Source organism: Pseudomonas sp. NA-150 (assembly GCF_044336365.1).
In the GTDB taxonomy this organism is placed as follows: domain Bacteria; phylum Pseudomonadota; class Gammaproteobacteria; order Pseudomonadales; family Pseudomonadaceae; genus Aquipseudomonas.
In genome coordinates, this window is sequence record NZ_CP172305.1 from 276,394 (window position 1) to 302,833 (window position 26,440).

At 54.1% G+C, this 26,440-nt stretch carries 18 protein-coding genes, 2 tRNA genes and 1 pseudogene; 7 read left to right on the forward strand and 14 right to left on the reverse strand.

Annotated features, from left to right (window positions below):
- Positions 1-2: 2 nt before the first annotated feature.
- A complete protein-coding gene (locus ACF0H7_RS01335; protein WP_397451052.1) occupies positions 3-314 on the forward strand; it encodes a cupredoxin family copper-binding protein in 312 nt (103 codons plus the stop codon).
- Positions 315-465: 151 nt separating this feature from the next.
- Positions 466-2,076, forward strand: a complete 1,611-nt coding sequence (locus tag ACF0H7_RS01340; RefSeq protein ID WP_397451053.1) for an ArnT family glycosyltransferase — start codon at positions 466-468, stop codon at positions 2,074-2,076.
- 321 nt (positions 2,077-2,397) lie between these two features.
- Here ACF0H7_RS01340 and ACF0H7_RS01345 read toward each other — a convergent pair whose 3' ends face one another.
- Complete coding sequence (locus tag ACF0H7_RS01345; protein ID WP_397451054.1) at positions 2,398-3,048, reverse strand: DUF3841 domain-containing protein; 651 nt, start codon at positions 3,046-3,048, stop codon at positions 2,398-2,400.
- A gap of 247 nt (positions 3,049-3,295) precedes the next feature.
- Positions 3,296-3,394: transfer RNA gene (locus tag ACF0H7_RS01350), tRNA-Ile, on the reverse strand.
- 162 nt (positions 3,395-3,556) lie between these two features.
- On the opposite strand from ACF0H7_RS01350, the gene ACF0H7_RS01355 reads away from it, so the two are divergent.
- Both ACF0H7_RS01355 and ACF0H7_RS01360 read left to right on the forward strand, forming a co-directional pair.
- Positions 3,557-4,402, forward strand: coding sequence for a hypothetical protein (locus ACF0H7_RS01355; RefSeq protein WP_397451055.1), 846 nt, complete (start codon positions 3,557-3,559; stop codon positions 4,400-4,402).
- A gap of 601 nt (positions 4,403-5,003) precedes the next feature.
- The gene (locus tag ACF0H7_RS01360; protein WP_397451056.1) at positions 5,004-6,026 is read left to right on the forward strand and encodes a reverse transcriptase family protein; all 1,023 of its coding nucleotides are present in this window, start codon (positions 5,004-5,006) and stop codon (positions 6,024-6,026) included.
- A 275-nt stretch (positions 6,027-6,301) separates the two neighbouring features.
- Here ACF0H7_RS01360 and ACF0H7_RS01365 read toward each other — a convergent pair whose 3' ends face one another.
- From ACF0H7_RS01365 to rpsU, 7 genes are all read right to left on the reverse strand, one after another.
- On the reverse strand, positions 6,302-7,048 hold the full coding sequence (locus tag ACF0H7_RS01365) for a hypothetical protein (protein ID WP_397451057.1): 747 nt from the start codon (positions 7,046-7,048) through the stop codon (positions 6,302-6,304).
- Between the two features lie 549 nt (positions 7,049-7,597).
- Positions 7,598-8,665: a site-specific integrase gene (locus ACF0H7_RS01370; protein ID WP_397451058.1), complete on the reverse strand. Its 1,068-nt coding sequence runs from the start codon at positions 8,663-8,665 to the stop codon at positions 7,598-7,600.
- A gap of 125 nt (positions 8,666-8,790) precedes the next feature.
- A tRNA-Ile gene (locus tag ACF0H7_RS01375) sits at positions 8,791-8,867 on the reverse strand.
- A 15-nt stretch (positions 8,868-8,882) separates the two neighbouring features.
- A complete protein-coding gene (locus tag ACF0H7_RS01380; protein ID WP_397451059.1) occupies positions 8,883-12,626 on the reverse strand; it encodes a bifunctional diguanylate cyclase/phosphodiesterase in 3,744 nt (1,247 codons plus the stop codon).
- Positions 12,627-12,759: 133 nt separating this feature from the next.
- A complete protein-coding gene (gene rpoD, locus ACF0H7_RS01385) occupies positions 12,760-14,610 on the reverse strand; it encodes an RNA polymerase sigma factor RpoD (protein WP_397451060.1) in 1,851 nt (616 codons plus the stop codon).
- 67 nt (positions 14,611-14,677) lie between these two features.
- Positions 14,678-16,627 carry a DNA primase gene (gene dnaG, locus ACF0H7_RS01390; RefSeq protein WP_397451061.1) on the reverse strand — a complete coding sequence of 650 codons (1,950 nt, stop codon included), beginning with the start codon at positions 16,625-16,627 and terminating at the stop codon, positions 14,678-14,680.
- 384 nt (positions 16,628-17,011) lie between these two features.
- A complete protein-coding gene (rpsU, locus tag ACF0H7_RS01395; RefSeq protein WP_002551877.1) occupies positions 17,012-17,227 on the reverse strand; it encodes a 30S ribosomal protein S21 in 216 nt (71 codons plus the stop codon).
- Positions 17,228-17,425: 198 nt separating this feature from the next.
- On the opposite strand from rpsU, the gene tsaD reads away from it, so the two are divergent.
- Positions 17,426-18,451, forward strand: coding sequence for a tRNA (adenosine(37)-N6)-threonylcarbamoyltransferase complex transferase subunit TsaD (tsaD, locus tag ACF0H7_RS01400; protein WP_397451062.1), 1,026 nt, complete (start codon positions 17,426-17,428; stop codon positions 18,449-18,451).
- Positions 18,452-18,485: 34 nt separating this feature from the next.
- Here the strand turns inward: tsaD and plsY are convergent, their stop codons facing one another.
- Positions 18,486-19,055, reverse strand: coding sequence for a glycerol-3-phosphate 1-O-acyltransferase PlsY (gene plsY / locus ACF0H7_RS01405; RefSeq protein WP_397451063.1), 570 nt, complete (start codon positions 19,053-19,055; stop codon positions 18,486-18,488).
- A 74-nt stretch (positions 19,056-19,129) separates the two neighbouring features.
- On the opposite strand from plsY, the gene folB reads away from it, so the two are divergent.
- A complete protein-coding gene (gene folB / locus ACF0H7_RS01410) occupies positions 19,130-19,483 on the forward strand; it encodes a dihydroneopterin aldolase (protein ID WP_397451064.1) in 354 nt (117 codons plus the stop codon).
- Positions 19,474-19,989, forward strand: a complete 516-nt coding sequence (gene folK / locus ACF0H7_RS01415; RefSeq protein ID WP_397451065.1) for a 2-amino-4-hydroxy-6-hydroxymethyldihydropteridine diphosphokinase — start codon at positions 19,474-19,476, stop codon at positions 19,987-19,989. The genes folB and folK overlap by 10 nt, the downstream gene beginning before the upstream one ends.
- 25 nt (positions 19,990-20,014) lie before the next feature.
- Here folK and ACF0H7_RS01420 read toward each other — a convergent pair whose 3' ends face one another.
- The 4 genes and pseudogenes from ACF0H7_RS01420 to ACF0H7_RS01435 form a co-directional block, all read right to left on the reverse strand.
- Positions 20,015-21,244 carry a multifunctional CCA addition/repair protein gene (locus tag ACF0H7_RS01420; protein WP_397451066.1) on the reverse strand — a complete coding sequence of 410 codons (1,230 nt, stop codon included), beginning with the start codon at positions 21,242-21,244 and terminating at the stop codon, positions 20,015-20,017.
- 76 nt (positions 21,245-21,320) lie between these two features.
- Positions 21,321-22,883: a SpoVR family protein gene (locus ACF0H7_RS01425; RefSeq protein ID WP_397451067.1), complete on the reverse strand. Its 1,563-nt coding sequence runs from the start codon at positions 22,881-22,883 to the stop codon at positions 21,321-21,323.
- Complete coding sequence (locus ACF0H7_RS01430; protein WP_397451068.1) at positions 22,880-24,151, reverse strand: YeaH/YhbH family protein; 1,272 nt, start codon at positions 24,149-24,151, stop codon at positions 22,880-22,882. The genes ACF0H7_RS01425 and ACF0H7_RS01430 overlap by 4 nt, the downstream gene beginning before the upstream one ends.
- A gap of 157 nt (positions 24,152-24,308) precedes the next feature.
- A pseudogene (locus ACF0H7_RS01435) lies at positions 24,309-26,232 on the reverse strand (PrkA family serine protein kinase).
- Positions 26,233-26,440: the final 208 nt, after the last annotated feature.

The following is a 26,440-nucleotide window of genomic DNA, read 5'->3' on the forward strand; positions in this document are numbered from 1 at the left end:
TTATGAAAAATGCCATACGGATTTTCGCCCTGAGTTGTCTGTTGGTTTGCGCGCCGACTTGGGCCCAAGACATACAGATCAACATCAAAGACTTTATGTATTCACCCAAAGACTTGAACGTGGCAGTGGGCACGAAAGTGACCTGGGTGAACGACGACCAAGTGCCGCATACGATTGTGGAGACCCATAAAGTTTTCCACTCGGCTGCATTGGATACCCTGGATCAGTTTTCTTACACGTTCATAACGGCGGGGACGTTCGAGTATTTTTGTACGTTGCATCCACAGATGATCGGAAAAATCATTGTCAATTGATAAATAGAATATTTAGCTTTAGCTCCTGGCGCCCTGGATTAAACATTTTTTTCTCAATCCCGTAACAAGCCCACCACGGACCGTTGATTAATATCGAGTCGCATCAAGCTCCATGAGTTTGAGGTTAACAACGTCCGAGGGATTAATAAAAATGAAGTTTTGGGAAACTGAGCGAAGGGCGCTTGCGTTGCTTCTCGGCGTTTCTGCGCTGATCCTATTGTTGGGGTTAGGCGGGCGAGAACTCTGGGGGGCGGAGACACGGTGGGCGAATATCGCACTGCAAATGCTGCAGTCAGGAAATTATTTTGATCCCTATCTCAAGGGTTCGGCCTATTACGACAAGCCATTACCCTCCTATTGGCTGATTACCGCCACGGCCTGGTTAATGGGAGGACTGAACCATTGGTCGTTGCGGTTATCGTCGGTCATCGCCGGCTGGTTCAGTATTTGGCTGGTTTATTTGATCGGCGCGCGACTGTTCAGCAAAGGCACTGGCCTGATCGCTGGCTGGATGTTGGCGACAACCTTCTTTTTCATCTTTTGGGCGCGCGTTGCCACGGCCGACATGCTGACAGTGTGCGGTGTGCTCGCGGCCTATTGGTGGTACTGGCGGGGACCAGATGACACGCGTCTTGGGCGTTACAGCGTATTTTTCCTTCTGCTGGCGCTGACGTCGCTGTTCAAAGGCTTGATCGGGTTCATTTTGCCTGGGCTCTTGCTGTTGCCACACTTGCTCAGTGAGGGGCGCTGGAAGCGTCATCTCAACCTGCGGATGTGCTTGGCGCTGCTGATTGCCGCGCTGGTTTACATGGTGCCGTTCATACTGTCGCACCTCTATGGATCGCCCACCTATCGCGAGAGTGGCCTGGACCTGGTCTTCCGGGAAAACGTCGTTCGCTTCTTCCACCCCTTCGACAACCTCGGCCCTATCTACACTTACATTCTTTATCTACCGATTTACACCTTGCCGTGGGCGCCGTGCTGGATATTGGGCCTATGGGTCGCGGTGCGCAATTGGCGGCAAATCGAGCCGAACACTCGTTGGCTGATAATGGGCCTGGGGCTGTTGTTCCTGTTCTTCACCGCCAGCGGCAGTCGGCGTAGCTACTACGTTTTGCCACTGGTGCCCTTCGCCCAGTTACTGGCGGCCTGGTGGGTAACGCGTCGGCTCGCTGAGCAGCGCGCGGCAGGCAAGGTAAGCGGTCCAGGCTGGAAACGTGGATTCGCAGCGGCGGCGGGTGTGTTGCTGTTAGTGATCGGCGTTGCCTATCCTTGGACCAACGGCGGAGGGGGAGTCATGAAGTTCACCGCAGATGTGCGTGAGGAGGCGACCAAGAGTGCGCCATGGAATCAATGGAGGATGGTGCTGATCGACGTTGATAACAAATTGCCTATGTACCTGCAGAATCAGGGTGCACCTTTCTACTATGTTGATCCCTCACAGGGTTTTCCCCGCGAAGGTGACAGTGCTGCATTCATGGCTTGGCTGGACAAAAGCAGTGGTCAGCATTGGGACCCCGCACACACCATCATTCTTGCCCAATACCAAAAGGCGGATAAGTTGCCATTGAGTTATTTGGCGAAGGATCACCGGGTGATTATTACCAAACCCAACAACGGCGCGCGGTTGTTTCATTCTCGTGACACTGGCAGCGTTGCGTTTATTCCTGACGAGCACGGTTCAAGGGATATATCCGCCAAGACGTTGCTCAATGTCGATTCTAAGGTCGATATACCGCCCCAAGAGGCAATATCGGAATAGTTATCAGGCATTTGTCGAGCGAAGACTATTGATTCGTCTGAGTCTTTATAGGGTGAAGGGAGGGGATCACGCCGCACAAAGTGCTCGGTCGCACGACTCTGGCCGTGACTCAAAAGTATGCCCATTCAGCCTTGGGCACTTGGCGGACGTCGTAAAACTCACCTCCCCCGCAAACTGGGGTGGACGCATTGTGGACGTTTTCAGTGTTTTGCAGCCCAAAGAGGATGGGATTGTTAGCCCCTGAAAACGAGCAAAGCCGCGCAGTGCGCGGCTTTGAAGATGGTGGGCCTACACGGACTCGAACCGTGCATTCACATATCGCTATTCCGACGCTTCATAGCTTTCCAAGTCCTCCCTCTCCAGCACGGCCTCGACGTATGATTTTTCAAGTCGCCAGAAGCAACCCTGGATGCTCTTGGAAGAGAAAGGTCTTGCATCGATTTTGTCTTGATCAAGATCAAAAATGGTCAGCCACGAACTTTGAAGTCGTTTCTCAAGCTGGACAACAATCTCTGGATCGACGCCCGTGGCCTTCATCGCGATCTCGTAATCAGCCTCGTCTTCAAGGTTGGCAGGGACGTACCAGCGATTGAGGGCCCAGTGCCATAGATCGAAGCACGACAAAACTACGTTAGCAGCTGGAATGGACAGTTGAAGTACTACTGGATCGTCGTAACCATCAGCGTCTTCTAGATAGGGATGTGGGTGATCGGGTTCTCGCTGCACCCAGCACCACCATGGTGTGAGTTTTGATGCAGGCGCTGAGAGACCTGCCTCAGCCATGGATAATTTCATCCACTCGTATGCTTGCTGAAATTCTTCTACATCGCTGGCTCTTACGACGGGGCAAGTAAGCGTCTGGACGCTTTCAAGCGTTTGCCACGTTGATCGCTCCATGATGGTCCAGCCGTTGATTCGCCCGGACACTGCCATCACGGACTGCCATTTTTGAATGAGGTTTTGCAGGGACAATATAGAACACTCGTGTTGTCGTCTGGGCAGGACTCAAAAATATGCTCATTTCAGCCCTGGGCATATGGCAGAGGTTGTCGCGCTGAACCCTTTGGCGAGTTTTTTGGAGGAGAAGAAGGGTGATGTCGAAACCGAAAAAAATTGAAGTTGGACGATTCTTGGACGGAAACCAGTTTTTCACGATTTTCAGTCAGAAATTTTGGTAGGCCAAAAACGAGCAAAGCCGCGCAGTGCGCGGCTTTGAAGATGGTGGGCCTACACGGACTCGAACCGTGGACCAAAGGATTATGAGTTTGCTTGACACGCGACAAGCCTAGTGAAATCGTAGCAAGCCTAGCGTAGGCTCGGCAAGCCTGAGTACCGGATTTGTTGGGCCTAAACGTAGTTTAGAGTAGTCAAGGTAACCTAGCCACTGTACTGTATTTGCACCTCGACGGTCAGCCCAAGCACGGATACCGTAAGCCTCACCAAACGCGCTCGGATCAACCTCAATTAGTGAAATTTTGCGATGGATAGCAGAGAGAAATTCAACACTGTTTTTACGCTGCTAACTCGCCAACCATGGCTTGGGACTAAGCATGAAGAGCTAGCCCACATGCTTTTTGATGAGTGCCAGTGCGACCGCTCTCGCGACATGATTATCAACATCGTGAGCGGTTTTTTTTATTTATCTGGTGACAAGTACAATGATGCTCTGGAATCTCTAGCTCGAGAGATTGCAGCTGAAGAAGATTATCAGCGTAAAACTCAAGTTGTAGCAATGGCCGTTGACTCTGGGACAGATAGCTCTCAAGAGGTTTTATATAACTTGAAGTTCGTATTTCCAAAGCTTGGCTGGCTCGATTTTAAAGGAGTCTCCTTAAGCACTGCGGCGTATAGGACGTACACTAAAACCCAGCGTAACAATGTTGTGGTCGTTGACGATTTTGTTGGTTCAGGGCAGACAGTTAAGAATAGGTATAAAGCCATAACGGCTCAATTCAAAGATAATAATGTTACTGATTATACAATTTCGTTCAAGGTTTTAGTTGCTACGAAAGATGGTTTGCAAACGGTTAGAAAGGCTGGTATAGCTATTACAGCCCAGCACGAAATACATAAAGCTATCGATGATTGCTATCCGGATGAAGTGGCCGCAGAGTACCGAGCTTTAATGCTTGTGCTAGAGGATGGGCTCTCAAAGGAATATGGCGGTAGAGCAATTCCTAGTCTTGGTTTTAACGGTGCTCAAGCGGCATTTTGTAGGGAGCGAGCCAATACCCCTAATAGTGTTTTTCCTATTTTTTGGTGGCCTTTTAGAGATAACCTTGATCCTAGATTGACAATCTTGCATAGAGCGATGGGGGATGCATAGTGCGATCTAAGATTGATAGAGCCAGCTTTGTTATTATGCGAATTTTGTATGAGTCAGATGCTGGGCTTCAACCCTATACGCTGCTTATGAGAAGCAAATTGTCGGGTGAGGTTTTTTTGAAGGTTTTTAATTCGTTGACTGTAAAAGGGCTGGTAGTTGAGAAGAAATTATTGATTTCTCTAACTAAGAAGGGGTTGGAGGTGTTTCTTGGTGACTCCACAAAAGTTCTTTCGGGGCCTAAGGAGTGGCGCAAGGTCCCAGTCGAAATGCTTGGGCGGAGAATAGATGTTGATGAATTTTATGCTCCAAATATTTTTCTTCTAAAAACTTAACATTTTTCTGGTTTTTTGTTGTTGTTATAGTAATCTTAAACCTGCCCACAGAGGCTAGTACGTTAGAGTGTAGTCGCTCTCAAGGTTAAGGATTTCGATAACCGAATATCGCATCCATCAGCGGTGAAGCGTGCTGATGGATGCGATGCTCCGCCGCTTCGCGCCTCCGCAGTCGAAATGCGCACAAAAGCGGGCTCCGCCCGCTTCCGCACGCCTTTCGACTGAAAAGCGCGTTTGGTTTAGAAGGTAGTCATCTGTGGGCTTTTTTTATGCATAGCGTTCAAGAATGGAAGCGTTTTTTTTTAAGTCGCGGAATATCTAATGAGCTGGTTGAAAGTTATTTAGCGCAGATCAGCTTACTTTCTAATACTAAATCTCCTGTAATTTTTGAGCTTGAGCACCTTTCTCTGTTGGTTGGAGTTAAATATGAGGTGCTTCTAAGTATGATTCGTGGAAGTGCAAGCTACTATCGGACGTTTTCGATAAAGAAACGTGCTGGTGGTGAGCGAATCATTGAAGCTCCATATCCTAGTCTTCTTCAGTGTCAAACCTGGATATACCATCAAATCTTACTGAAAAGCCCAGTGCATGATTGCGCACACGGATACGTTCCGGGAAGGTCTATTTTTACTAATGCAACAGCTCATCTTGGCTGTAATACATTATTGAAGATGGATTTTAAAGACTTTTTCCCATCCGTAGGGATTGGCTGGGTGGTAAATTTTTTTTCAACGCTAGGGTATACTAAGGATGTAGCCAGCTCGCTAGCAGCGCTATGCTGTAATAAAGGGCGTTTAGTTCAAGGAGCATCTACTAGTCCGTACCTGACTAATATTTTATTGTATGGTTTAGATGATCGTTTGTTTAAGCTGTCTGCTAGAAGTGGACTGCGTTATACACGTTATGCAGACGATCTTACATTTTCAGGAGGGTATATATCTACTAATTTTGTGTCTGTGGTTAGTAGTGTGGTTTCTGAATTTGGTTTGGTTGTTAACGAGTCAAAAACAAGGCTATTAATAGAAAAAAATAAAAAACTTGTAACAGGGTTGTCGGTAGCTGGAAGCAGCTTAAAGATTACTCGGGAGATGAGGCGATCAATTACCAAGGATGTTTTTTACATAGGAAAATATGGGCTGTTCTCACATATTTCTCAAATGAAAATAAAAGACCCTTTTTATCTAGAGTCTATTGCTGGTAAGGTCGCTTTTTGGCTTCAAGCAGAGCCGTTAAACGCTTCTGCTCATAAATGTAAAGAAATATTGTCAGAGAATTTTACTCGAGTGGAATGATTTGGCTGCTTGGTGCGGCGGTTTTTTTTTACGAGTGCCACAATGGATAGATAATTTAGATTTGTTAAAGTGGGATAAGCATAAAAGCTAATTTTCCTAAATTTAACGCATTGCACTCAATGTGATGGAATTAAAAAGCTATTTTTGATTCTTTAGGGTTTTTGAGACTGCTTGTCTAGTGATCTTAAGTCGCTTGCGCCCCCCCTATCACCATCACTTATTCGCCTCCGGCTCAACGAGCTGTAACCTAGGGATTTTGATTGCGCCCTACAAAATTACATTGCATTTAAAACTGTATTCACCTCCATGGAATCATTGCATTGCTCGCGCCAAGACTCTTTATAGCTAGTGAAATTCAAATTCTGATGACAGTTCCATTTGTTTAACATGCCTACACAGTTCCAGGCAGTGGGATGGATACTGAATACGTTCTTGTAAAGATAGTTTGCCACCACACCATTTAACTCTCGATTATCACAGCTGCTTTCCAATCTCCCAACATTGGAGTCGAACCAGACGAGATACGCGCCTCGATTTTTAGGCATATAACCGATCATGGACGGAAGTGATTCAATATATTTTTTTACGCTGGCCGAATACCCTCTATCATACCTATACATAGCAGTTTTATTCCACCGCTTGCTGAGCGCAATAAGCACCGCTATAGAGCACATTTCACACAGGCTTTCTTCAAGCCATTTGTATTTGTGCCCTATTGAATCAGAATAGTTGCTATTGAGATGGCACAACTCATGCGCGAGCTGATAAACTATCTGACACCAACTCAAGCCTGAGCTCGCACTTAGGTTAACTTGATAGCAGCCTTCCTTCATGGCATAGCAGGCGATAGGGTTCTCTGAGAGTGGGAAGTTGGTTATCAGTACTGGGTAATTAAGCTTTTTTCCAAAAAGCTCCTCAACTATATCAAATACAATATTTATAAGTTCTTTTGTAATCTTAGGCTTGGCACCTCCCCAGTCGCCTGAGATACTAAAGCGGGTAGCTTTCTTGGGTTCTTGCATGTCTCCCCCTATTTTTAATGATTTTGGCTGTAATCAGTTTCTGAAGCCTAGTGTACTGTTTTCGAAAAAAAAGCAGTACTCATTTATGAAAAGCAAAATTTTATCAATCGTCTACTTTTCCCATAACTGATTTATTTCGAGAATAGTGGCTGCCAGTGCGAAATATCTCGAACGCGTAGCATTGGAATGTCGTAATCTTGCTGTTGGTTGCTAGATGAAGGGTGAGAGGCGCCAGAACATGGCAAGCGTAGTCGAGCAAACTTGCTCATATTCTGCTCCATTGGTGCGTTACGCTTCAGAATATTTCGTTTATGGGAGGCTCAGATTTCATATGCGTTGTTAGCGGAAAAATTCGTCAGGTACAATATTAAACTGTATTTAATCTTCAATCGTTAAAATGCAATGCTCACATGTTAATAACATAAGTTAATCCAAAGGATAGGTAAAAGTATGTAACTTCGGAGATAGGCTTGTTTCTCTCTCTGTGCATCAAGGGTGCTGTCGCTGGGCGAAAACTGACTGGGCCAGTTTTCGGCCAGCGACAGCACATCATAAGGATTTATTATCTTTGAGTGTGTCGAGCCTTATCACCAAGTCTTCTGCTCTGAGGTGCGTATAACGTTTAAGCATCTGCATCGACTTATGCCCGCTGATAGCTGAGACCTCCTGATCGGATAGCCCTCCCTCTACGAGTCTGCTGACGGCTTCATGTCGTAGGTCATGAAATCTAAAGTCAGGAAGGCCAAGCTTTTTTTTCATTTGTCCCCAAATCTTGGTGAAAGTGTACGGCCTGCGCTTGCCATCTTTTCCCGGCTCGCCAAAGAATACGAGATTGCAGTCAATTGGGCGTACAGGGTTGTCCATCGCTGCCTTGAAGGTTTCTGTAGCGAGCTTGCTCAGCGGAACTGTACGCGATGCGTCGTTCTTCGTGTCTGAGAGGCGTATGTCGCGTTTTGCTAGATCAACCTGAGGGCGACGTAGCGATGAGATCTCAGAGGAGCGCATGCCTGTCTCCAAGGCGATGCGAACAATCCATCCCAGCATCGGATTGCTGTGGGCATTCACTGTCGCCAGCAAGCGGCGCTCCTCCTCAGGCGATAGCCTTCGGTCACGACCATCTCCTGGGCTTGGCTTGCGGATGTTCAGCACTGGATTGAACGTCAGACCCAAACCCCACTCCTGAATCGCTACCGTATACAGGTGGCTCAATAGTGCCAGCTCGAGGCGCACAGTGTTGTTACTGATGGTTCCGCCTCGGCTGGGTTCGTTCAGGCGCTTGTCGCGATACGCAGCGATGATTTCAGCGGATAGGGCTGCCATGGAGTATTTGCCGAGGTGCTCAATCAGCTTTTTGGCTTTCGAGGTTTCGCCACGCTGAGTGGTTGGCTTCTTGGTGGGAGTGATATCGCTCAGGTAGCGCTTGAGTGCTACCTCTAACGTCATTTTTTCCGAGCCGCTGCGTTGGATGTACACACCGCGAACCATTTCGTCTTCGGTACGGCGCGACCAGTCTTCCGCATCGCGCTTGGTGCGAAAGGTTTTGGCGACTGTGGGCCAGCCAGTTTTACGAATGAGGGCCTTCCATGTACCGGAAGGAGTTTTAACGAGAGTGGCCATGAGAGGGTGCTCCTAGGCGGCTGGCGAACCAGCACTGTACCTAAATTGTACCCTTGGACCATAGGACTGTATCTCAGCAGGTTCCGCCAGAAACACGAAAGCCGCGCAATGCGCGGCTTTGAAGATGGTGGGCCTACACGGACTCGAACCGTGGACCAAAGGATTATGAGTCCTCTGCTCTAACCAACTGAGCTATAGGCCCTCAGTAGGTCGCGGATTATAACGATGGTTTCCCGGCTGTGCTATCCGAAAAGTCTGAAACATTCATGTGAAGAAATGTCGCGCTGAATTCTTCGGGTGTCAGGGGCTGGCTGACGATGTAGCCCTGGATTTGTTCGCAGCCTTCGAGGGCGAGGAATTCCTGTTGTTCGCGGGTTTCGACGCCTTCGGCGATGACGGTCAGTTGCATGCTGCGGCCGAGGGCAATGATGGCGCGGACGATGGCGGCGTCGTGGGTGTCGTCGGGCAGGCCGCGGACGAAGGATTGGTCGATTTTGAGGATGTCGAGTGGCAGCCGTTTAAGGTAGCTAAGCGATGAGTAGCCGGTACCGAAGTCGTCGATGGCCAGCTGAACGCCGAGTCTTTTCAGTTTGTGCAGGACGGCGAGGGCTTCTTCGGCCTGGCTCATGATGAAGTTTTCGGTGATCTCCAGTTGCAGGCAGCCGGGGCGCAGGTTGTTTTCGTTGAGCAGTTGTTCGATGCGCAGCAGCAGGTTCGGTTGGCGCAGTTGTGCACCAGCGAGGTTCACGGAGAGTGGACCGAACGATCTGTAGTTGAGGTTCCAGTCACGCAGCTGCCGGCAAGCTGTTTCCAGTACCCAGTCGCCGATCTGCAGGATCATGCCGTTTTCTTCTGCCAGCGATATGAAGTGCTCAGGGGGGACGTCGCCGAAGGTCGGGTGGTGCCAGCGAATTAAGGCTTCGGCGCCCACCAGGCGTTGCGATAGCAGGCTGAGTTTCGGTTGATAGTTAAGGCTCAGTTCGTTGCGTTCGATGGCGCGTCTGAGTTCGTGCTCGAGGGCGATGCGTTCGCTGGCCTGTGCCGTGAGGTCGCGGGTGTAGCTTTCGACCCGGTTGCGTCCTTTGGCTTTGGAGCGGTACATCGCGGCGTCGGCATTTTTGATCAGCGTGGCGACGTCACTGCCGTCGAGAGGGAACAGGCTGGTGCCAATACTGGCGCTGATGAAGAACTCGTGTTCGCCCGCCTGGAACGGCGCGCCAAAGCACATCAACAGCTTGTTGGCGACTATTTCGGCGTCGCTGGCATGGAGCAGGCCGGGCAACAAGATGATGAATTCGTCGCCGCCCAGCCGCGCGACGGTGTCGACATCTCGCAGTTGGTCTTTGAGGCGAACGGCAATGTCCTTGAGCAGCAGATCGCCGACGGGATGGCCGAGGCTGTCGTTGATGTGTTTGAAGCGGTCAAGATCGAGGAACAGCACCGCTCCTTGCCCACAGGCTTCCTGGCTGTGATTGAGTGCCGCTTGCAGGCGGCTTTCAAACAGCGTGCGATTGGGCAGGCCGGTCAATGGGTCGTGGTGTGCCTGGTAGTCGAGCTTGGCCTGGGCGTGTTTGATGCTGGAAATATCGGCAAACACCGCCACAAAGTGGGTAATCACGTTGTCGGTGTTGCGTACCGCGCTGATGGTCAGCCAACTTGGATAAAGCTCGCCGTTCTTGCGCCGGTTGCTGATTTCGCCCTGCCAGTGGCCTTCGGCGGTCAACTGGTACCACATGGCGGCATAGAAGGCGCTGTCGTGCTGTCCCGAGGCAAGCAGGCGTGGGGTCTGGCCCAAGGCTTCGGCTTCGCTATAGCCGGTAATTTCGCTAAACGCGCGGTTGACGGCGTTGATTCGCTGGCGAGTGTCGGTGATCAACACGCCTTCGGCCGTGCTCTCGAACACGGTCGCGGCCAGTTGCAGTTTCTCCTGCATCTGATGGCGCTCAGTGATGTCGCGGGCGATGGTCAGCATGCAGTCTTCGCCGCCGATAGGCAGTGGTCTCGCGGAAATTTCACACAGTCTGATCTGTCCGTCCCTACGCCGAATATGGCAGCTGAAGTCGCGCACGAAACCTTCGCGCGTCAGTTCGTCGAGCATTTTGTTGCGTTCTTTGAGGTCGACCCAAATGCCAAGGTCCAGGGTCGAGTGGTCCACCGACAAGGCATTGTTGTAGCCCGTCAGTCGACTGAAGCCTTCGTTGACCTCAATCAACAAGCCATCGCGCTGACGGGTGATGAGCAGGCCGTCGGGCGAAGAGTGGAAGGCCTTGGCAAATTTCTCCTCGGAAATTTGCAGTTGCTGTTGGGCTTCTTTGAGCGGGCTGATGTCGCGGACTACCACCACCAGCGCCGGTGTTGAGTCGAGGTCAAAGGGCTCTGCGGAAATCAGTCCGGTGAACATGCGCCCATCCTGGCGGCGGAAGGGCATTTCCAGGTTGCGAATACTGCCACTCTGCAAGCGCATCAACAGGCCCGGGCCGATGCCGGGAATACCCCAGATGTTGAGGTCGGTGGCGGTTCTGCCAATCACTTGGTCTGCGCGAAGGCCGATCTGTTCTTCGAACGCTTTGTTGGCTTCAAGCACCACGCCGTCGATCAAGCGAGCAATCACCAGAATATCCGGGCACTGCTTGAACACCGAGCCGAACTTTTCTTCTGATAAGCGCAAAGCATCTTCGGTGAGCTTGGTTTCGCTGATGTCGATCATCAGTCCACGCATCACCGGCTGCTGGCCATGCTGGATCAGGCTGACGATATTACGCACCCACAGCGCGGTGCCATCGGCACGCAGTACGCGATAGTCGAGGCTGTGATCGCGGCTGAGGCGGGTTTCCTGCTCGCTGAAGCGGGCGGCCTCCTCAAGGTCCGCCGGGTGCACGATGCTGCGCCAGAAGCCAGGTTGGAGCCATTGCGCCTGTGGATAACCCAGCAGGTCTTCGGCGTGGGGCGACACGTAGCTGTAGGTCAAATCGCTGATGCTCGCCTCCCAGGCAACCGCTGACAGACTCTCCACCAGCCCGCGATAGTGATATTCGCTGGTGCGCAGCTCCTGCTCCAGGGCAATGCGGCGCGAGATTTCCGAGCTCAATCGGCGGTTGATGCGGACGACCACCAGCAACACAGCCGACAGTAATAACAGTCCGGGAAGTCCGTATAGGAGAAAGTCCTGCCAGAACCTCGGGCGATTGAGCACGCCGCCGACCCAACGCTCCTGAATGGCGCTGATCTCTGTCGGGCTTAGATCCGAAAGGGCCTTGTCTAGAATACTGGCGAGCAGCTTTTCACCCGTCGGCACTGCCATCGCCAGTTTGTAGCGATAAGGCGTCTCTCCGCTGACATAAATCCCGTCAACTTTCAGTTGGCGTATGCTCCAGACGCTGGACGCCAGGTCGGCGACGACGGCATCCACCTTGTCGGTCGCCAATGCCTCTAGCGCAGAGCTGGTATTGGGCAGGGCTATCAGATTGAGATCCGGGTGCTCAGTGCGTAGCAGCTCGTGCGGTGCATAGCTCTCGACCACTGCGACCTTGAGGCCGTACAGCTCCTGCAAATTGCGCGGGTGTGCGTTGCCTTCGTGGGCCAGGATAACGATCGGGAAGTCCAGATACGGATGGGTGAACGACAGGTACTGATGGCGTTCCGGTGTCGACATGATGCCCGGCAGTAAGTCGACATCGCCTTTCTTTGCCTTGTTGAGTACCTCATTCCAGCTCACCGGCTCGACCGGTTTCAGGCTGATCGCGAGGCGTTTTTCAATCAAGGCGATGTATTCCGCGGCAAGGCCCTGATAGGTGCCTTGTTCGTCGCGAAACTCAAAGGGTGGCCAGGTAGCGTCTACGCCCAGGCGTAGTTCTTTATGTGAACTAAGCCAGCCTTTCTCCTCATCCGAGAGGGTCAGGGCATTAGCCGTTACTGTCGCACCCATCAAAAAAAAGAAAATAATGGCCGGCAGTCGTGACATCACAGTCTCATTCGGCAGTCGGGAATGAGTCGAGTGTAGCCGGGCGAAGAACCGTGAGGGGGGATAGTGGCAACTTAATTCTGCACAATGCAAAACCCCCGGCAGGCCGGGGGTTTTGTTGTTACGTGCTTACTTACTCGTCGAGGAACGAACGCAGGTGTTCGCTTCGCGTCGGGTGGCGCAGCTTGCGCAGTGCCTTGGCTTCGATCTGACGAATCCGCTCGCGGGTTACGTCAAACTGCTTACCAACCTCCTCAAGGGTGTGGTCGGTATTCATGTCGATGCCGAAACGCATGCGCAGCACCTTGGCTTCACGAGCGGTCAGGCCCGAGAGCACTTCGCGCGTCGCTTCCTTGAGGCTTTCGACCGTGGCGACATCGATTGGCGACTGCATGGTCGAGTCTTCGATGAAGTCACCCAGGTGCGAATCTTCGTCGTCACCGATCGGGGTTTCCATGGAGATCGGCTCTTTAGCGATCTTCAATACCTTGCGGATTTTATCCTCAGGCATTTCCATGCGTTCGCCCAGCTCTTCCGGCGTCGGTTCGCGACCCATTTCCTGCAACATCTGCCGGGAAATACGGTTGAGCTTGTTGATCGTCTCGATCATGTGCACCGGAATACGGATGGTGCGAGCCTGGTCGGCGATCGAGCGAGTGATCGCCTGACGGATCCACCAGGTGGCATAAGTCGAGAACTTGTAACCACGACGGTATTCGAACTTGTCTACCGCTTTCATCAAACCGATGTTGCCTTCCTGGATCAGGTCGAGGAATTGCAGGCCGCGGTTGGTGTACTTCTTGGCGATGGAGATCACCAGACGCAAGTTCGCTTCAACCATCTCTTTCTTCGCGCGGCGGGCCTTGGCCTCACCGATCGACATGCGACGGTTGATGTCCTTGATCTCGGAGATCTTCAGACCGGTCTCGGTCTCGAGTGCAGTCAGCTTCTGCTGGCAACGCTGAATATCGACTTGCAGGCGGCCAATGGCTTCAGCGTATTTGCTTTTGCCTTTAGCCAGCGCATCGGTCCAGCTCTCGTCGACTTCGTGGCCAGGGAACTGGCGCAGGAAATCGGCGCGTGGCATACGTGCATCACGTACGCACAGCTGCATGATGGCGCGTTCCTGAGCACGCAGGCGCTCAAGTGCACTGCGAACACGCTCGACCAGACCCTCAAACTGTTTAGGAACCAGTTTGATCGGCATGAACAACTCGCCCAGCGCCACCAGTTCGGCGATCACTTGCTTGTTGTCACGACCGTGCTTCTTCAACGCCTTGCGGGTGATTTCCATTTGATCGGAAACCGCACCGAAACGCTGAGCCGCGATGATCGGATCAGGACCGCTTTCGACTTCGTCTTCATCGTCCGAACTTTCGGCCGTTTCTTCCTCGTCGTCGTCGCTATCCGCTGCCTTGTCCGCTTTCGGGTCTACCGGCGGCGGTACTTCGGCAGGCGGCGCAATGCCGTCGTCGGGGTCGATATAACCGCTCAGAACGTCAGAGAGACGACCACCTTCGCTGGTGACACGCGTGTATTCGGAAAGAATATGGTCAACCGTGCCTGGGAAGTGCGCGATTGCGCCCATCACTTCACGGATGCCCTCTTCGATACGTTTGGCGATTTCGATTTCGCCTTCACGGGTCAGAAGCTCGACCGTGCCCATTTCGCGCATATACATGCGCACCGGGTCGGTGGTGCGTCCAATGTCGGTTTCGACTGCCGCCAACGCTGCGGCCGCTTCTTCTGCGGCCGCCTCATCGGTGTCAGCTTCGGCCAACAAAAGGGCATCCGCATCCGGGGCACTCTCGAATACGTTGATCCCCATGTCGTTAATCATGCGGATGATGTCTTCCACCTGTTCCGGATCTGAAATATCCTCCGGCAGGTGGTCGTTGACCTCCGCGTAAGTCAGGTAACCCTGCTCACGACCGCGGCTGATCAACTCTTTGAGGCGAGACTGCTGTTGCGCTTTTCCGGACATAACACCCTATCCACTGAAGGTCTTGGCGGGCAAAAAACAAGCCGAGGATTATACCCGAGCATGGACCTCACGCGCCAGTTGAGGTCGGGGTTTGTGCAGGAACATTGCGTTTTAACAGATTGAGTAGCTGGACTTTCTCTTCCGCACTCAATCCGCTTTGACGCTCTTTCCTGATCAGATGTTCCAGACTGCGCTCGCGTTGGCGGGCTGACAGGCTAGTTATAGTGTCGAAAAACTGTTGTTCAAGGTTATCGGCCTCGATCAACCATTCTTTCTCGGCCAGTGCGCGTAATAATCGACCCTGGTCCGTTCCATGCCACCGCGCAATCAACTGAAGCGAGCGCAGCTTTGGATTTTTCTGCAGCGCTTCGAGCAAAGCGACCAGCAATTGCGCATAAACATGATCTTCTGCAGCAAAGTGGCTGGCATCTTCTACTTTCTCCGCCAATTGCGGATGGTGCAGTAATGTTCGTAATGCGGTCAGTGTCGGGGGTTCAACCGTCGCGGGTGTACGCGGGGTTCGAGGTTCGAAGTCAGGCCGCTTGCCTTTCTTGTCCCAGGGCTTCTTCTCCCACTGTTTCTGTCCGCCGGATTTCTTCGGCGTCCACTCCGGCTGAGCCTCGTAACTGCCCTGCTGCTGATAATCAGCGTAGTCCGGAATGGCGTCATAATCGATGTTCGGGTCATAACTGGGCGGCGCTTCGCTGGGGGCGCTCTGCACCAGTTGATGCATGGCCTCACTGTTGAGGCCGGTAATTTCACTCAGGCGTTGACGCATCAGGGTGCGTAAGTTGGCGCCCGGTACTTTATCGATCAGCGGTGCTGCCAGCGTCGCCATATGGGCTTTGCCTTCCAGCGAGCGCGGATCGGCTTCCTTGGTCAACTGCTCGAAAAAATAGTCGGCCAGCGGTTGCGCATGCTGATTGATCCGGGCTTTGAAGGCATCTGTGCCCTCGGAGCGGACCAGCGTATCCGGGTCTTCGCCTTCGGGCAGGAACAGGAATCGCGCACGACGTCCATCCTGCAAGCTCGACAGCGCGGCCTCCAGGGCGCGCCATGCCGCATTGCGACCCGCCTGGTCGCCATCGAAACAAAACAACACGTTAGGTACCACTCGAAACAAGCGTTTCAGGTGCTCTTCGCTGGTGGCGGTACCCAGGGTGGCGACGGCATTGCGCAGGCCTTGTTGGGCGAGGGCAATGACGTCCATGTAGCCTTCGACAACGATGATCTCGTCAAGGTTGCGATTGTGTTTGCGTGCTTCGAACAGGCCGTAAAGCTCCTGCCCTTTGTGAAACACCGGCGTTTCCGGTGAGTTCAGGTACTTGGGCTTGTCGTCACCCAGTACGCGGCCGCCGAAAGCGATCACTCGTCCGCGACTGTCGCGGATCGGAAACATCACGCGATCACGGAAGCGATCGTAACGCTTGCCGGTCTCGGCGTTTTCGATCAGCAGCCCGGCATCGATCATGGTCTTCTGCTGAAGGGTGTCGCTGCTCAAGTGCTTATGCAGGTTGTCCCAGCCAGGTGGGGCAAACCCCAGGCCGAAATCGCGCGCGATTTCGCCGGACAGGCCGCGACCTTTCAGGTAGTCCACCGCTGCTTTTCGCGTCGGGTGGCTCTTCAGGGCCTGGCGATAAAATTCGGCAGCCGCGGTCAGTAGCGGATACAGCGGTGAATCGGTCGGCTGACGCGGTTTCTGCCCTTTGACGCTTTGTTCGCGCGGCACTTCCATGCCGGCGGCCTTGGCCAGTTCCTCGACGGCCTGGGGGAAGTCCAGGTTGTCGTGGTCCATCATGAAGCCGAGGGCATTGCCGCCTGCGCCGCAGCCAAAGCAGTAATAGAACTGTTTGTCCGGGCTGACGCTGAATGAGGGTGTTTTTTCTTTGTGGAACGGGCAGCAGGCGCTGTAGTTCTTCCCGGCTTTCTTTAATTGCACGCGCGAGCTGACAACATCGACGATGTCGGTGCGGTTCAGCAGGTCGTCAATAAAGCTTTGGGGAATTAGCCCGGCCATGGCGTTCTCATTATCAGGCGCCCGCCAGCTAATCGCGGCGAAACTGAAACGTAGCTACATCAACCCATGCGATGATCATCGCGGGCCACTGTGTTCACTAAGCTGACATTGGGAGACGCTGCCTCGGTTGGGCTTCTTTCGAAGAACAGCGAGGCGTGCTCGTCCGTGCGTTGATTCAGAGTCAGTGTAGACCTGATCAATGCTGCTTGAATCCTTGCGAAGTCAGAGCAAGACGTGCCTTGACGGGATTTGTCCGAGTCGCAGTTGACATGCACCTGCGGCTTAGACAGCCTCTGTCAGTGAAACGTGAGGCTTGATCGGCAACTGCCGGCAGCCCGGCTTTGGGGCCGGGCGTGGCAGAAGCTTGCGACGGTTGTCTGTAAATTAATACAGACGAACGGCGCGGCGCTGTTCGCGCTGTACTTTCTTGGCGTGACGCTTAACAGCGGCTGCTGCTTTACGCTTACGCTCAGAAGTCGGCTTCTCGTAAAATTCGCGGCTACGAACTTCAGCCAGAACACCGGCTTTTTCGCAGGAGCGCTTGAAACGACGCAGAGCTACGTCGAAGGGTTCGTTCTCTTTAACTTTGACGGCTGGCATCCAGAGCTACCTTCATTCATTACCGGGGTCAACGCCTCGTGCAAAAACTGCACATAAGTACGTCGGTTTTTAAGGGTTGCGGATGTTAACCCCTCATCGCAAGGAATGCAAAGCCTCTGATCGAAAAGCGCTGGCAGGCACCTGGACTGACGACTATTATGCGCGCCTTCGAATTCAGCCTCTACAAGGCGCAAACCCATGCTAGTACTGGGATTAGAGACATCGTGCGACGAAACAGGTGTCGCACTTTACGACAGTGAGCGCGGTCTTCTTTCCGACGCGCTGTTCAGCCAGATTGATCTGCACCGCGCCTATGGTGGGGTAGTGCCTGAACTGGCCTCCCGTGACCACGTCAAGCGCATGCTGCCCTTGATTCGTCAGGTGTTGGCGGAGGCGGATTGTGTGGCCACCGAGATCGATGCAATCGCCTACACCGCGGGTCCTGGCCTGGTCGGGGCTTTGCTCGTGGGTGCCTCCTGCGCTCAAGCGCTGGCCTTCGCCTGGGGCATTCCAGCCTTGGGCGTGCACCACATGGAAGGCCATCTTCTGGCGCCGATGCTTGAAGCGCAGCCGCCAGAATTCCCGTTCGTCGCTTTGTTGGTCTCGGGTGGCCATACGCAGTTGGTTCGGGTCGATGGCATCGGTCTGTATCAGCTGTTGGGCGAGACCCTGGATGACGCGGCCGGTGAAGCATTCGACAAGACTGCCAAGATGATGGGGCTGCAATATCCAGGTGGTCCGGAAATCGCGCGTCTGGCGGGGCAGGGCGTGGCGGGGCGTTTCGTTTTTCCGAAGCCGATGACCGATCGTCCTGGCCTGGACTTCAGCTTCAGCGGCTTGAAAACGTCCGCCCTCAACACGTGGCAGCAGTGCCAGAGCGCTGGGGACGACAGTGAGCAAACCCGTTGCGACATCGCTCTGGCCTTCCAGCATGCGGTGGTGGAGACTTTGACCATCAAGTGCAAGCGCGCCCTCAAGCAGACTGGCCTTAAGCGCCTGGTGATTGCGGGCGGCGTCAGCGCCAACAAAGCTTTGCGCCTGTCGCTGGAAAAAATGCTCGGCGAGTTGCATGGCAACGTGTTCTACGCCCGCCCCGAATTCTGCACCGATAATGGCGCGATGATTGCGTTTGCCGGCTGTCAGCGCTTACTGGCTGGGCAGAAAGAAGATTTAAGCATCAGTGTGCAGGCACGTTGGCCGATGGAGCAGTTGACGGGGCTGTGACGGCTACAACCTGAGCCGGTTTCATTGGCGGGATTCAAAAATGCCGTTCGCGCCCGGCAAACAGGTCGCGTAAATTGCCGCGATGACGCCAGACGATAATCAGCGTGATGAAACTCATCGGCAGCAGTGCCTTCGGCTCTTGCCAGGCCAACAGTGGCAGGCTTAGCGGGGTGGCGATCAGGGCGGCGAGCGAGCTGGTGCGAGTCAAATAAAACACCAGTAGCCACGTGCAGATCGCCAGCGCGGCTGCGGGTGGGTAAAGGCCCACTAACATGCCGGCTGCCGTGGCGACACCCTTGCCTCCGTGAAAGCGAAAGTACAGGGGAAAGAGATGGCCCAGTACTGCGAAAAGCCCTACCCACGCTTGCTGTTCAGGGTCGAGACCGAGCAGATTGGCCATCAGGACAGGTAGCAAACCTTTGCAAACGTCGCCGATCAGGGTTAGAACGGCGAGCTTCTTTCCGGCCAGGCGCAGCATGTTGGTAGCGCCGGCGTTGCCTGAACCACTGGCACGCGGATCCGGGCTGCCGGTGAGGCGGCTGAGCCAGATGGCGAAGGAGAGTGAGCCGAGCAGGTAGGCGAGGATCGCCAGTAACCAAAACATGCTAACCATTCCGGGCGAGGATGCCCTGATTCTAACGGCGCATCGCGCCCTTGTCGTGCAGCGGAGAACAGTGCTTGGACAGAGTTTTTATCGAGGGTCTGGAGGTCGATACGGTGATTGGTGCCTACGACTGGGAGCGCAGCATTCGTCAGTGCTTGCGCCTGGACCTTAGCTTCGCCTGGGATAATCGGCCAGCTGCGGCGGGTGATGACCTGAGCAAGGCGCTCGACTACGCTAGTGTCTCGACACGTATTCAGGCGTTTGCCGAAGCCTCGCAATTCCAGCTGGTGGAGACGTTCGCCGAGCGTCTGGCCGAGGTGTTGATGAGTGAATTCCAGATTCCCTGGCTGCACCTCAAACTGACCAAGCCAGGCGCCGTCGCGGCGGCCAAAGGTGTGGGCGTGGAGATCGAGCGCGGATGTCGCTAACCCAGATATTTCTTGGCCTCGGCAGCAACATCGAGCGCGAAAAACACCTGCAGGCGGGGCTTGAAGCGCTGGATGGCTTTCTGACGCGGATGAGCTGTTCCCCGGTATTCGAAAGCCAGCCGGTGGGGATCAAGAGCGGCCCATTCTTCAATCTGGTGGTGACGGCCTTTACCGATCTGCCATTGATGGAGCTGGATCGCCGTCTGAAATTCATCGAGGCTGACAACGGTCGATATGCGCCGGAGCGTAAGGGCTTGCCATTGGATATCGACGTGCTGCTGTATGGCGAGCTGGTCGGTAACTTTGATGGATTGATTCTGCCGCGCGCGGAAATTCTCAAGAACGCGTTTGTGCTGTGGCCGTTGTCGCTGATTGCGCCGGATCGTGAGCATCCGGGTGTACTCAAGAGCTTCAAAGCGTTGTGGCAAGAGGCGCAGATCGATCAGGTGCTGGCGCCGGTAGGGTTTGAATGGCGGGGCGTGCAGTTGACGCCTTCCGCGCTCTGACCGGTCTGAAGGGGTTGATACGGTTTCAGGCTGAATGATTTTGCTTGTAGGTCTTCAGCGCCTGCAGCCGTTCGCGTTTGAGCGCCTCGCCCAGTTCAGGTCCTTCAAACCCTTGCTCGCGCAACGGTTGCACCGCCACGGTTCGTGCTGCGTTGGCGGCACCGCGCAGGTAATCAGCCTGTGGGTACTCTCTCTGTTCCAATCCCAGGCGACCTCGCGCATCCATCTCGCAAGCGGCGATGAACTCTTCGAAGCGCTGTGGGCGGCGGTAGATGTCGAAGCTTTGCAGTAGCTCAAGCAGGGTCGCGGCTTTCAATTCAAGCGCGCGGTGCCCGTGGGTGTGGTACTGACCCACTAGCATCGCCAACTCCTGACACTCTCTCGGCACTTTATAGCGCGCGTTCACTGCCTTGATCAGCTTCAGGCCTGTGTGTTCATGGGCGATGTGCCGTGGCCATTCGCTCTCTGGGGTCAGTCCCTTGCCCAGATCGTGCAGCAGGCATGCCCAGCGTACGCTCAATGGTTGCTGATGAATGGCGGCCTGTTGCAGGACGCTCAGGACGTGTTCGCCGGTATCGATTTCCGGGTGGTGTGCCTCAGGCTGCGGGACGCCGAACAATGCATCGACTTCCGGGAACAGCACTTTGAGCGCGCCGCATGCGCGCAGCACCTGGATGAACACCTGTGGTTGGTTTTCCATCAGTGCGCGGGATATTTCCTTCCAGCTACGCTCCGGGGTCAGGGCTTCCAGTTCACCTGACTCACTAAGCTGCTGCATGAGCGCCAGGGTCTCTGGGGCGATGCTGAACCCGTCCGGCGCATAGCGGGCGGCAAAGCGGGCGACGCGCAGTACGCGGAGTGGATCTTCGGCAAACGCCGGGGAAATGTGGCGTAAAATACGTGCTTCAAGGTCTTTCTGGCCGTGGTAAGGATCAGTCAGTTGGCCGTGATCGTCCTCTGCGATGGCGTTGATCGTGAGGTCGCGGCGGATCAGATCTTCTTCAAGCGTGACCTCAGGGCTGGCGTGAAAAGTGAAGCCACCATAGCCGCGTCCACTCTTGCGCTCGGTGCGCGCGAGGGCGTATTCCTCACCGGTTTTCGGGTGCAGGAATACCGGAAAATCCGCGCCGACCGGGCGAAATCCCTGATTGAGCATTTCATCGGTGGTGGCGCCGACGACGACCCAATCAGTGTCGGCGACGTTCTTGCCGAGGAGGCGATCGCGTACCGCGCCGCCTACTTTATAAATCTGCATAAAAAACCTCCGTTAGCGCGACAGGATAACCTGTGGATCGCACTAGCGGAGGTCGTCTACCGACCCGAATCAGGTTTTATAGGTGTATGACCGCCAAATCGAGCCGGGGATATTCACTGTCGGCGTGATCGCTTCTCGGCGGTACGTGGTGGGTTTTCATCACCTGGTCGCCTTGCAATGTCTCCAGATGAATATCAAAGCCCCACAAACGGTGCAGGTGCTTGAGTACTTCCTCGGTGGAGTCGCCCAGCGGCTTACGGTCGTGCTGCTGATGGCGCAGGGTCAGCGAGCGGTCGCCGCGACGGTCGATGCTGTAGATCTGTACGTTGGGTTCGCGGTTGCCCAGGTTGTATTGCGCAGCCAGGGTTTCCCGAATGATCTTGTAGCCAGGTTCGTCATGGATTGCCGGAACCAGCAGGTCATCCTTCTGATCGTCGTCCATGATGCTAAACAGCTTCAGGTCGCGAATCACCTTGGGTGACAAGTATTGCAGGATGAAACTCTCATCCTTGAAGCTGCTCATGGCGAACTTGATGGTGGCCAGCCAGTCGCTACCAGCGATGTCGGGGAACCAGTGGCGATCTTCGTCAGTAGGCGCCTCGCAAATCCGGCGGATATCCCGGTACATGGCAAATCCCAGGGTGTAGGGATTGATACCGCTGTAATACGGGCTGTCGAAGCCGGGCTGATACACCACGCTGGTATGCGACGTCAGAAACTCCATCATGAAGCCGTCAGTCACCAGACCTTCGTCATAAAGATCGTTCATCAATGTGTAGTGCCAGAAGGTCGCCCAGCCTTCGTTCATCACCTGGGTCTGGCGTTGTGGGTAGAAGTACTGCGCAATTTTGCGCACGATCCGCACCACTTCTCGTTGCCACGGCTCCAGTAGCGGTGCGTGTTTTTCGATGAAGTAGAGGATGTTTTCCTGCGGCTCCGTGGGAAAACGGGCGTTGTCCTTGTCGCTGTTTTTGTCCGCGCCTTTAGGAATGGTCCGCCACAGGTCGTTGATCTGCTTCTGCAGGTGCTCTTCGCGGTCTTTCTGGCGGCGCCGTTCTTCCTCGGCAGAAATCGGGTAAGGACGCTTGTAACGGTCTACTCCGTAATTCATCAGCGCATGGCAGGAATCGAGCAGGTCTTCCACGGCGTCGATGCCGTGGCGCTCCTCGCATTGCATGATGTATTGCTTGGCGAAGACCAGGTAGTCAATGATCGAGCTGGCATCGGTCCAGGTGCGGAACAGGTAATTGCCTTTGAAGAAGCTGTTATGCCCATAGCAGGCGTGCGCCACGACCAGTGCCTGCATGCAGATGGTGTTTTCTTCCATCAGGTACGCGATGCACGGGTCGGAGTTGATGACGATCTCGTAGGCCAGCCCCATCTGTCCGCGGCTGTAGGATTTCTCAGTGCTGAGGAAGTGTTTGCCGTAGGACCAATGGTGATAACCCAGCGGCATGCCGACGGACGCATAGGCGTCCATCATCTGCTCAGCGGTAATGACCTCGATCTGGTTGGGGTAAGTATCCAGCGCATAACGTTCGGCAATACGGCTGATTTCCCGGTCGTAGGCCTGGATCAGCTCGAACGTCCACTCTGAACCCGTGGAGATAGGTTGGCGCTTCTGCTCTCTAGCGTTCATGTCACTAGCCTGCGCTGGAAGAGTTCACGGAATACCGGATAGATATCGCCGGCAGATACCAGTTGTTGCTGGGCAAACGTATCGGGGAATGCTTCGCTGATGCGCTCGTACTCGAACCACAGTGCCTGGTGCTCACGTGGGGTAATTTCCACATAAGTGTAGTACTGCACGAACGGCATGATTTGCTTGATCAGGATGTCGCGGCAGATCGGCGAGTCGTCGTTCCAGTTATCACCGTCAGAAGCCTGGGCGGCGTAAATGTTCCACTCGTTGACGGGATAACGCTCGGCCATGATCTCCTGCATCATTTTCAACGCGCTGGAAACGATTGTGCCGCCGGTTTCCCGGGAATAGAAGAACTCCTCTTCGTCCACTTCACGGGCGCTGGTGTGATGGCGGATGAACACTACTTCGATCTTGTCGTAGTTCCGCTTGAGGAACAGGTACAGCAGGATGAAGAAGCGTTTGGCGATGTCCTTGGTTGCTTGGGTCATGGAGCCGGAAACGTCCATCAGACAGAACATCACCGCCTTGGAGCTGGGGTTCGGTTGTTTGACCAGCAGGTTGTATTTGAGGTCAAAAGTGTCCAGATAAGGCACTCGATTAATTCGGGCCTTGAGGCGCTCAATTTCGGTTTCAAGGTCCTGAATGTCGCCGAAGTTGTCAGGTTCTTCGCGTTTTATACGCTCTAGCTCGCTGAGCGCCTCGCGCAGTTTTTTGCGGCTACTGCCGGACAGTGCAATACGTCTCGCATGAGCCGAGCGCAGCGTGCGAATGATATTGATGCGGGACGGGTTGCCCTCGTTGCTGATCCCGGCGCGTACGGTTTTAAAGGTGTCGGTGCCGGTCAGGTTGCGTTTGACCAGGTTGGGCAGTTCCAGATCTTCGAACATGAACTCAAGAAACTCTTCCTGAGTGATCTGAAACACAAACTCATCCATGCCTTCGCCGGAGTTGCTGGCTTTGCCAGGACCTTTGCCGCCGCCGCCCCCTTGCGGACGGGCGATGTGTTCGCCGGTGGTGAATTCCTTGTTGCCGGGATGCACGACGGTCTGTTTGCCGCCGCGACCGTGATGCAGGACCGGTTCATCGATATCGCGACCAGGAATACTGATCTGTTCACCGTGCTCCATATCAGTGATGGAGCGGCGACTGACCGCCTCTTCGACGGCTTTTTTGATGTGATCACGATACCGCCGCAGGAAACGCTGGCGGTTTACCGTGCTTTTGTTCTTTCCATTGAGACGTCGGTCGATCACATAACTCATAAGAGACCCCTTCGGGGAGCTCAAACCACAAGCTCCAAGTCGCAAACTTCCCTACAAGCTACAGGTTTCAAGGCCAAGCGGTAAGCGCCGTCGGGCCGGAAACATTGGCTCGACGGGCTGTTTGCTTGCCACTTGAGGCGTGTGACTTGCTGCTGCTTTACTGCGACTTCCTGACCCGCAGATACCACTCGGACAGCAGCCGTACCTGTTTGTCGGTATACCCACGCTCGACCATGCGTGTGACGAAGTCGTTGTGTTTTTGTTGGTCCTCTTTGCTGGCTTTGGCGTTGAAGCTGATGACCGGCAGCAGATCCTCGGTGTTCGAGAACATTTTCTTCTCGATCACTACTCGCAGCTTCTCGTAGCTGAGCCAGGTTGGGTTTTTGCCGTTGTTGTTGGCGCGGGCACGCAATACGAAGTTAACGATCTCGTTGCGGAAATCTTTCGGATTGCTGATACCGGCTGGCTTCTCGATTTTTTCCAGTTCCTCGTTAAGGGCGACGCGGTTGAGGATTTCACCGGTCTCCGGATCGCGGTATTCCTGATCCTGAATCCAGAAGTCTGCGTAGAGCACATAGCGGTCAAAGATGTTCTGACCGTATTCGCTGTAAGACTCGAGGTAGGCCGTCTGGATTTCCTTGCCAATGAACTCGATATAGCGCGGTGCCAAGTATTCTTTGATGAACCGCAGGTAACGCTCGCGCACTTCAGCCTGGAATTGCTCTTGCTCGATTTGCTGTTCCAGCACGTACAGCAGGTGGACCGGGTTGGCGGCGATTTCGTGGGGATCGAAGTTGAAGACTTTCGACAGGATCTTGAATGCAAATCGGGTCGACAGGCCGTTCATCCCCTCATCGACACCGGCGTTATCGCGGTATTCCTGGATCGACTTGGCTTTTGGATCGGTGTCTTTCAGGTTCTCGCCGTCATACACACGCATCTTCGAGTAGATGTTCGAGTTCTCAGGCTCTTTGAGGCGCGACAGGACGGTGAACTGCGCAAGCATTTTCAGGGTGTCAGGCGCGCAATGAGCCTTGGCCAGCGAGCTGTTGAACAGTAGTTTGTCGTAGATTTTGACTTCATCGCTGACCCGCAAGCAGTACGGCACCTTGACGATGTAGATCCGGTCGATGAAGGCTTCGTTGTTCTTGTTGTTACGGAAGCTGTGCCATTCCGACTCGTTGGAGTGGGCCAGCAGGATGCCAGTGAACGGAATGGCGCCCAGGCCTTCGGTACTGTTGTAGTTCCCTTCCTGGGTGGCGGTCAGTAACGGGTGCAGGACCTTGATCGGCGCCTTGAACATTTCGACGAACTCCATCAGGCCTTGGTTGGCCCGGCAGAGTGCCCCGGAGTAGCTGTAGGCGTCGGCGTCGTTCTGTGGGAATTCTTCCAGTTTGCGAATATCGACTTTACCGACCAGTGCCGAAATGTCCTGGTTGTTCTCGTCGCCCGGTTCGGTTTTCGCCACTGCGATCTGGTTCAGGATCGATGGATACAGTTTCACCACGCGGAACTGGCTGATGTCGCCCCCGAACTCAGCCAGACGTTTGGTCGCCCAGGGCGACATGATGGTGTTCAGATAGCGCCGTGGGATGCCGAAATCTTCTTCAAGAATCGCACCGTCCTCAGTGGCATTGAACAGCCCGAGAGGCGATTCAAACACCGGGGAGCCTTTGATCGCATAGAAAGGTACTTTCTCGATCAGTTGTTTGAGTTTTTCCGCCAGTGACGATTTACCACCACCGACCGGACCCAGCAGATAAAGGATTTGTTTCTTCTCTTCCAGGCCCTGAGCGGCGTGGCGGAAGTACGAGACGATCTGGTCGATGCATTCTTCCATGCCATGGAAGTCTTCGAACGCCGGATAACGGCGGATCACCTTGTTGGAGAAAATCCGCGACAGCCGGGAGTTGGCCGACGTATCGAGCAACTCGGGCTCGCCAATGGCCAGCAGAAGACGCTCTGCGGAAGAGGCGTAGGCGCTGGCGTTCCTTTTTGCAGAGCTCCAGATACTCCTGTAGCGAGAGCTCTTCCTGGCGTGTCGACTCAAAGCGTTGTTGGAAGTGGCTAAAAATACTCATGACGTCACCTCGCTCGATACGTGGAGCCGGCGGCGGATCGTCAGTTGATGCTGGCAGGCAGCTGAAATCCAGCTGCTGTTTACCCCCCAGAACACCATAAAATTACTACCGATGACCCACGCGCCGGAGTACCGGCTCTCCCCTGTTTTGGATGGCCTAGGGCTAAGGATAGTTCGGAATCGGAGAGGTCAAGGCGGATTGACGAATA

Excerpts from the sequence above, each read along its gene's own strand:
- ACF0H7_RS01335 (WP_397451052.1), top strand. The coding sequence starts at position 3 with ATGAAAAATGCCATACGGATTTTCGCCCTGAGTTGTCTGTTGGTTTGC.
- ACF0H7_RS01340 (WP_397451053.1), top strand. The coding sequence starts at position 466 with ATGAAGTTTTGGGAAACTGAGCGAAGGGCGCTTGCGTTGCTTCTCGGC.
- ACF0H7_RS01355 (WP_397451055.1), top strand. The coding sequence starts at position 3,557 with ATGGATAGCAGAGAGAAATTCAACACTGTTTTTACGCTGCTAACTCGC.
- ACF0H7_RS01360 (WP_397451056.1), top strand. The coding sequence starts at position 5,004 with ATGCATAGCGTTCAAGAATGGAAGCGTTTTTTTTTAAGTCGCGGAATA.
- ACF0H7_RS01365 (WP_397451057.1), bottom strand. The coding sequence starts at position 7,048 with ATGCAAGAACCCAAGAAAGCTACCCGCTTTAGTATCTCAGGCGACTGG.
- ACF0H7_RS01370 (WP_397451058.1), bottom strand. The coding sequence starts at position 8,665 with ATGGCCACTCTCGTTAAAACTCCTTCCGGTACATGGAAGGCCCTCATT.
- ACF0H7_RS01380 (WP_397451059.1), bottom strand. The coding sequence starts at position 12,626 with ATGTCACGACTGCCGGCCATTATTTTCTTTTTTTTGATGGGTGCGACA.
- rpoD (WP_397451060.1), bottom strand. The coding sequence starts at position 14,610 with ATGTCCGGAAAAGCGCAACAGCAGTCTCGCCTCAAAGAGTTGATCAGC.
- dnaG (WP_397451061.1), bottom strand. The coding sequence starts at position 16,627 with ATGGCCGGGCTAATTCCCCAAAGCTTTATTGACGACCTGCTGAACCGC.
- rpsU (WP_002551877.1), bottom strand. The coding sequence starts at position 17,227 with ATGCCAGCCGTCAAAGTTAAAGAGAACGAACCCTTCGACGTAGCTCTG.
- tsaD (WP_397451062.1), top strand. The coding sequence starts at position 17,426 with ATGCTAGTACTGGGATTAGAGACATCGTGCGACGAAACAGGTGTCGCA.
- plsY (WP_397451063.1), bottom strand. The coding sequence starts at position 19,055 with ATGTTTTGGTTACTGGCGATCCTCGCCTACCTGCTCGGCTCACTCTCC.
- folK (WP_397451065.1), top strand. The coding sequence starts at position 19,474 with ATGTCGCTAACCCAGATATTTCTTGGCCTCGGCAGCAACATCGAGCGC.
- ACF0H7_RS01420 (WP_397451066.1), bottom strand. The coding sequence starts at position 21,244 with ATGCAGATTTATAAAGTAGGCGGCGCGGTACGCGATCGCCTCCTCGGC.
- ACF0H7_RS01425 (WP_397451067.1), bottom strand. The coding sequence starts at position 22,883 with ATGAACGCTAGAGAGCAGAAGCGCCAACCTATCTCCACGGGTTCAGAG.
- ACF0H7_RS01430 (WP_397451068.1), bottom strand. The coding sequence starts at position 24,151 with ATGAGTTATGTGATCGACCGACGTCTCAATGGAAAGAACAAAAGCACG.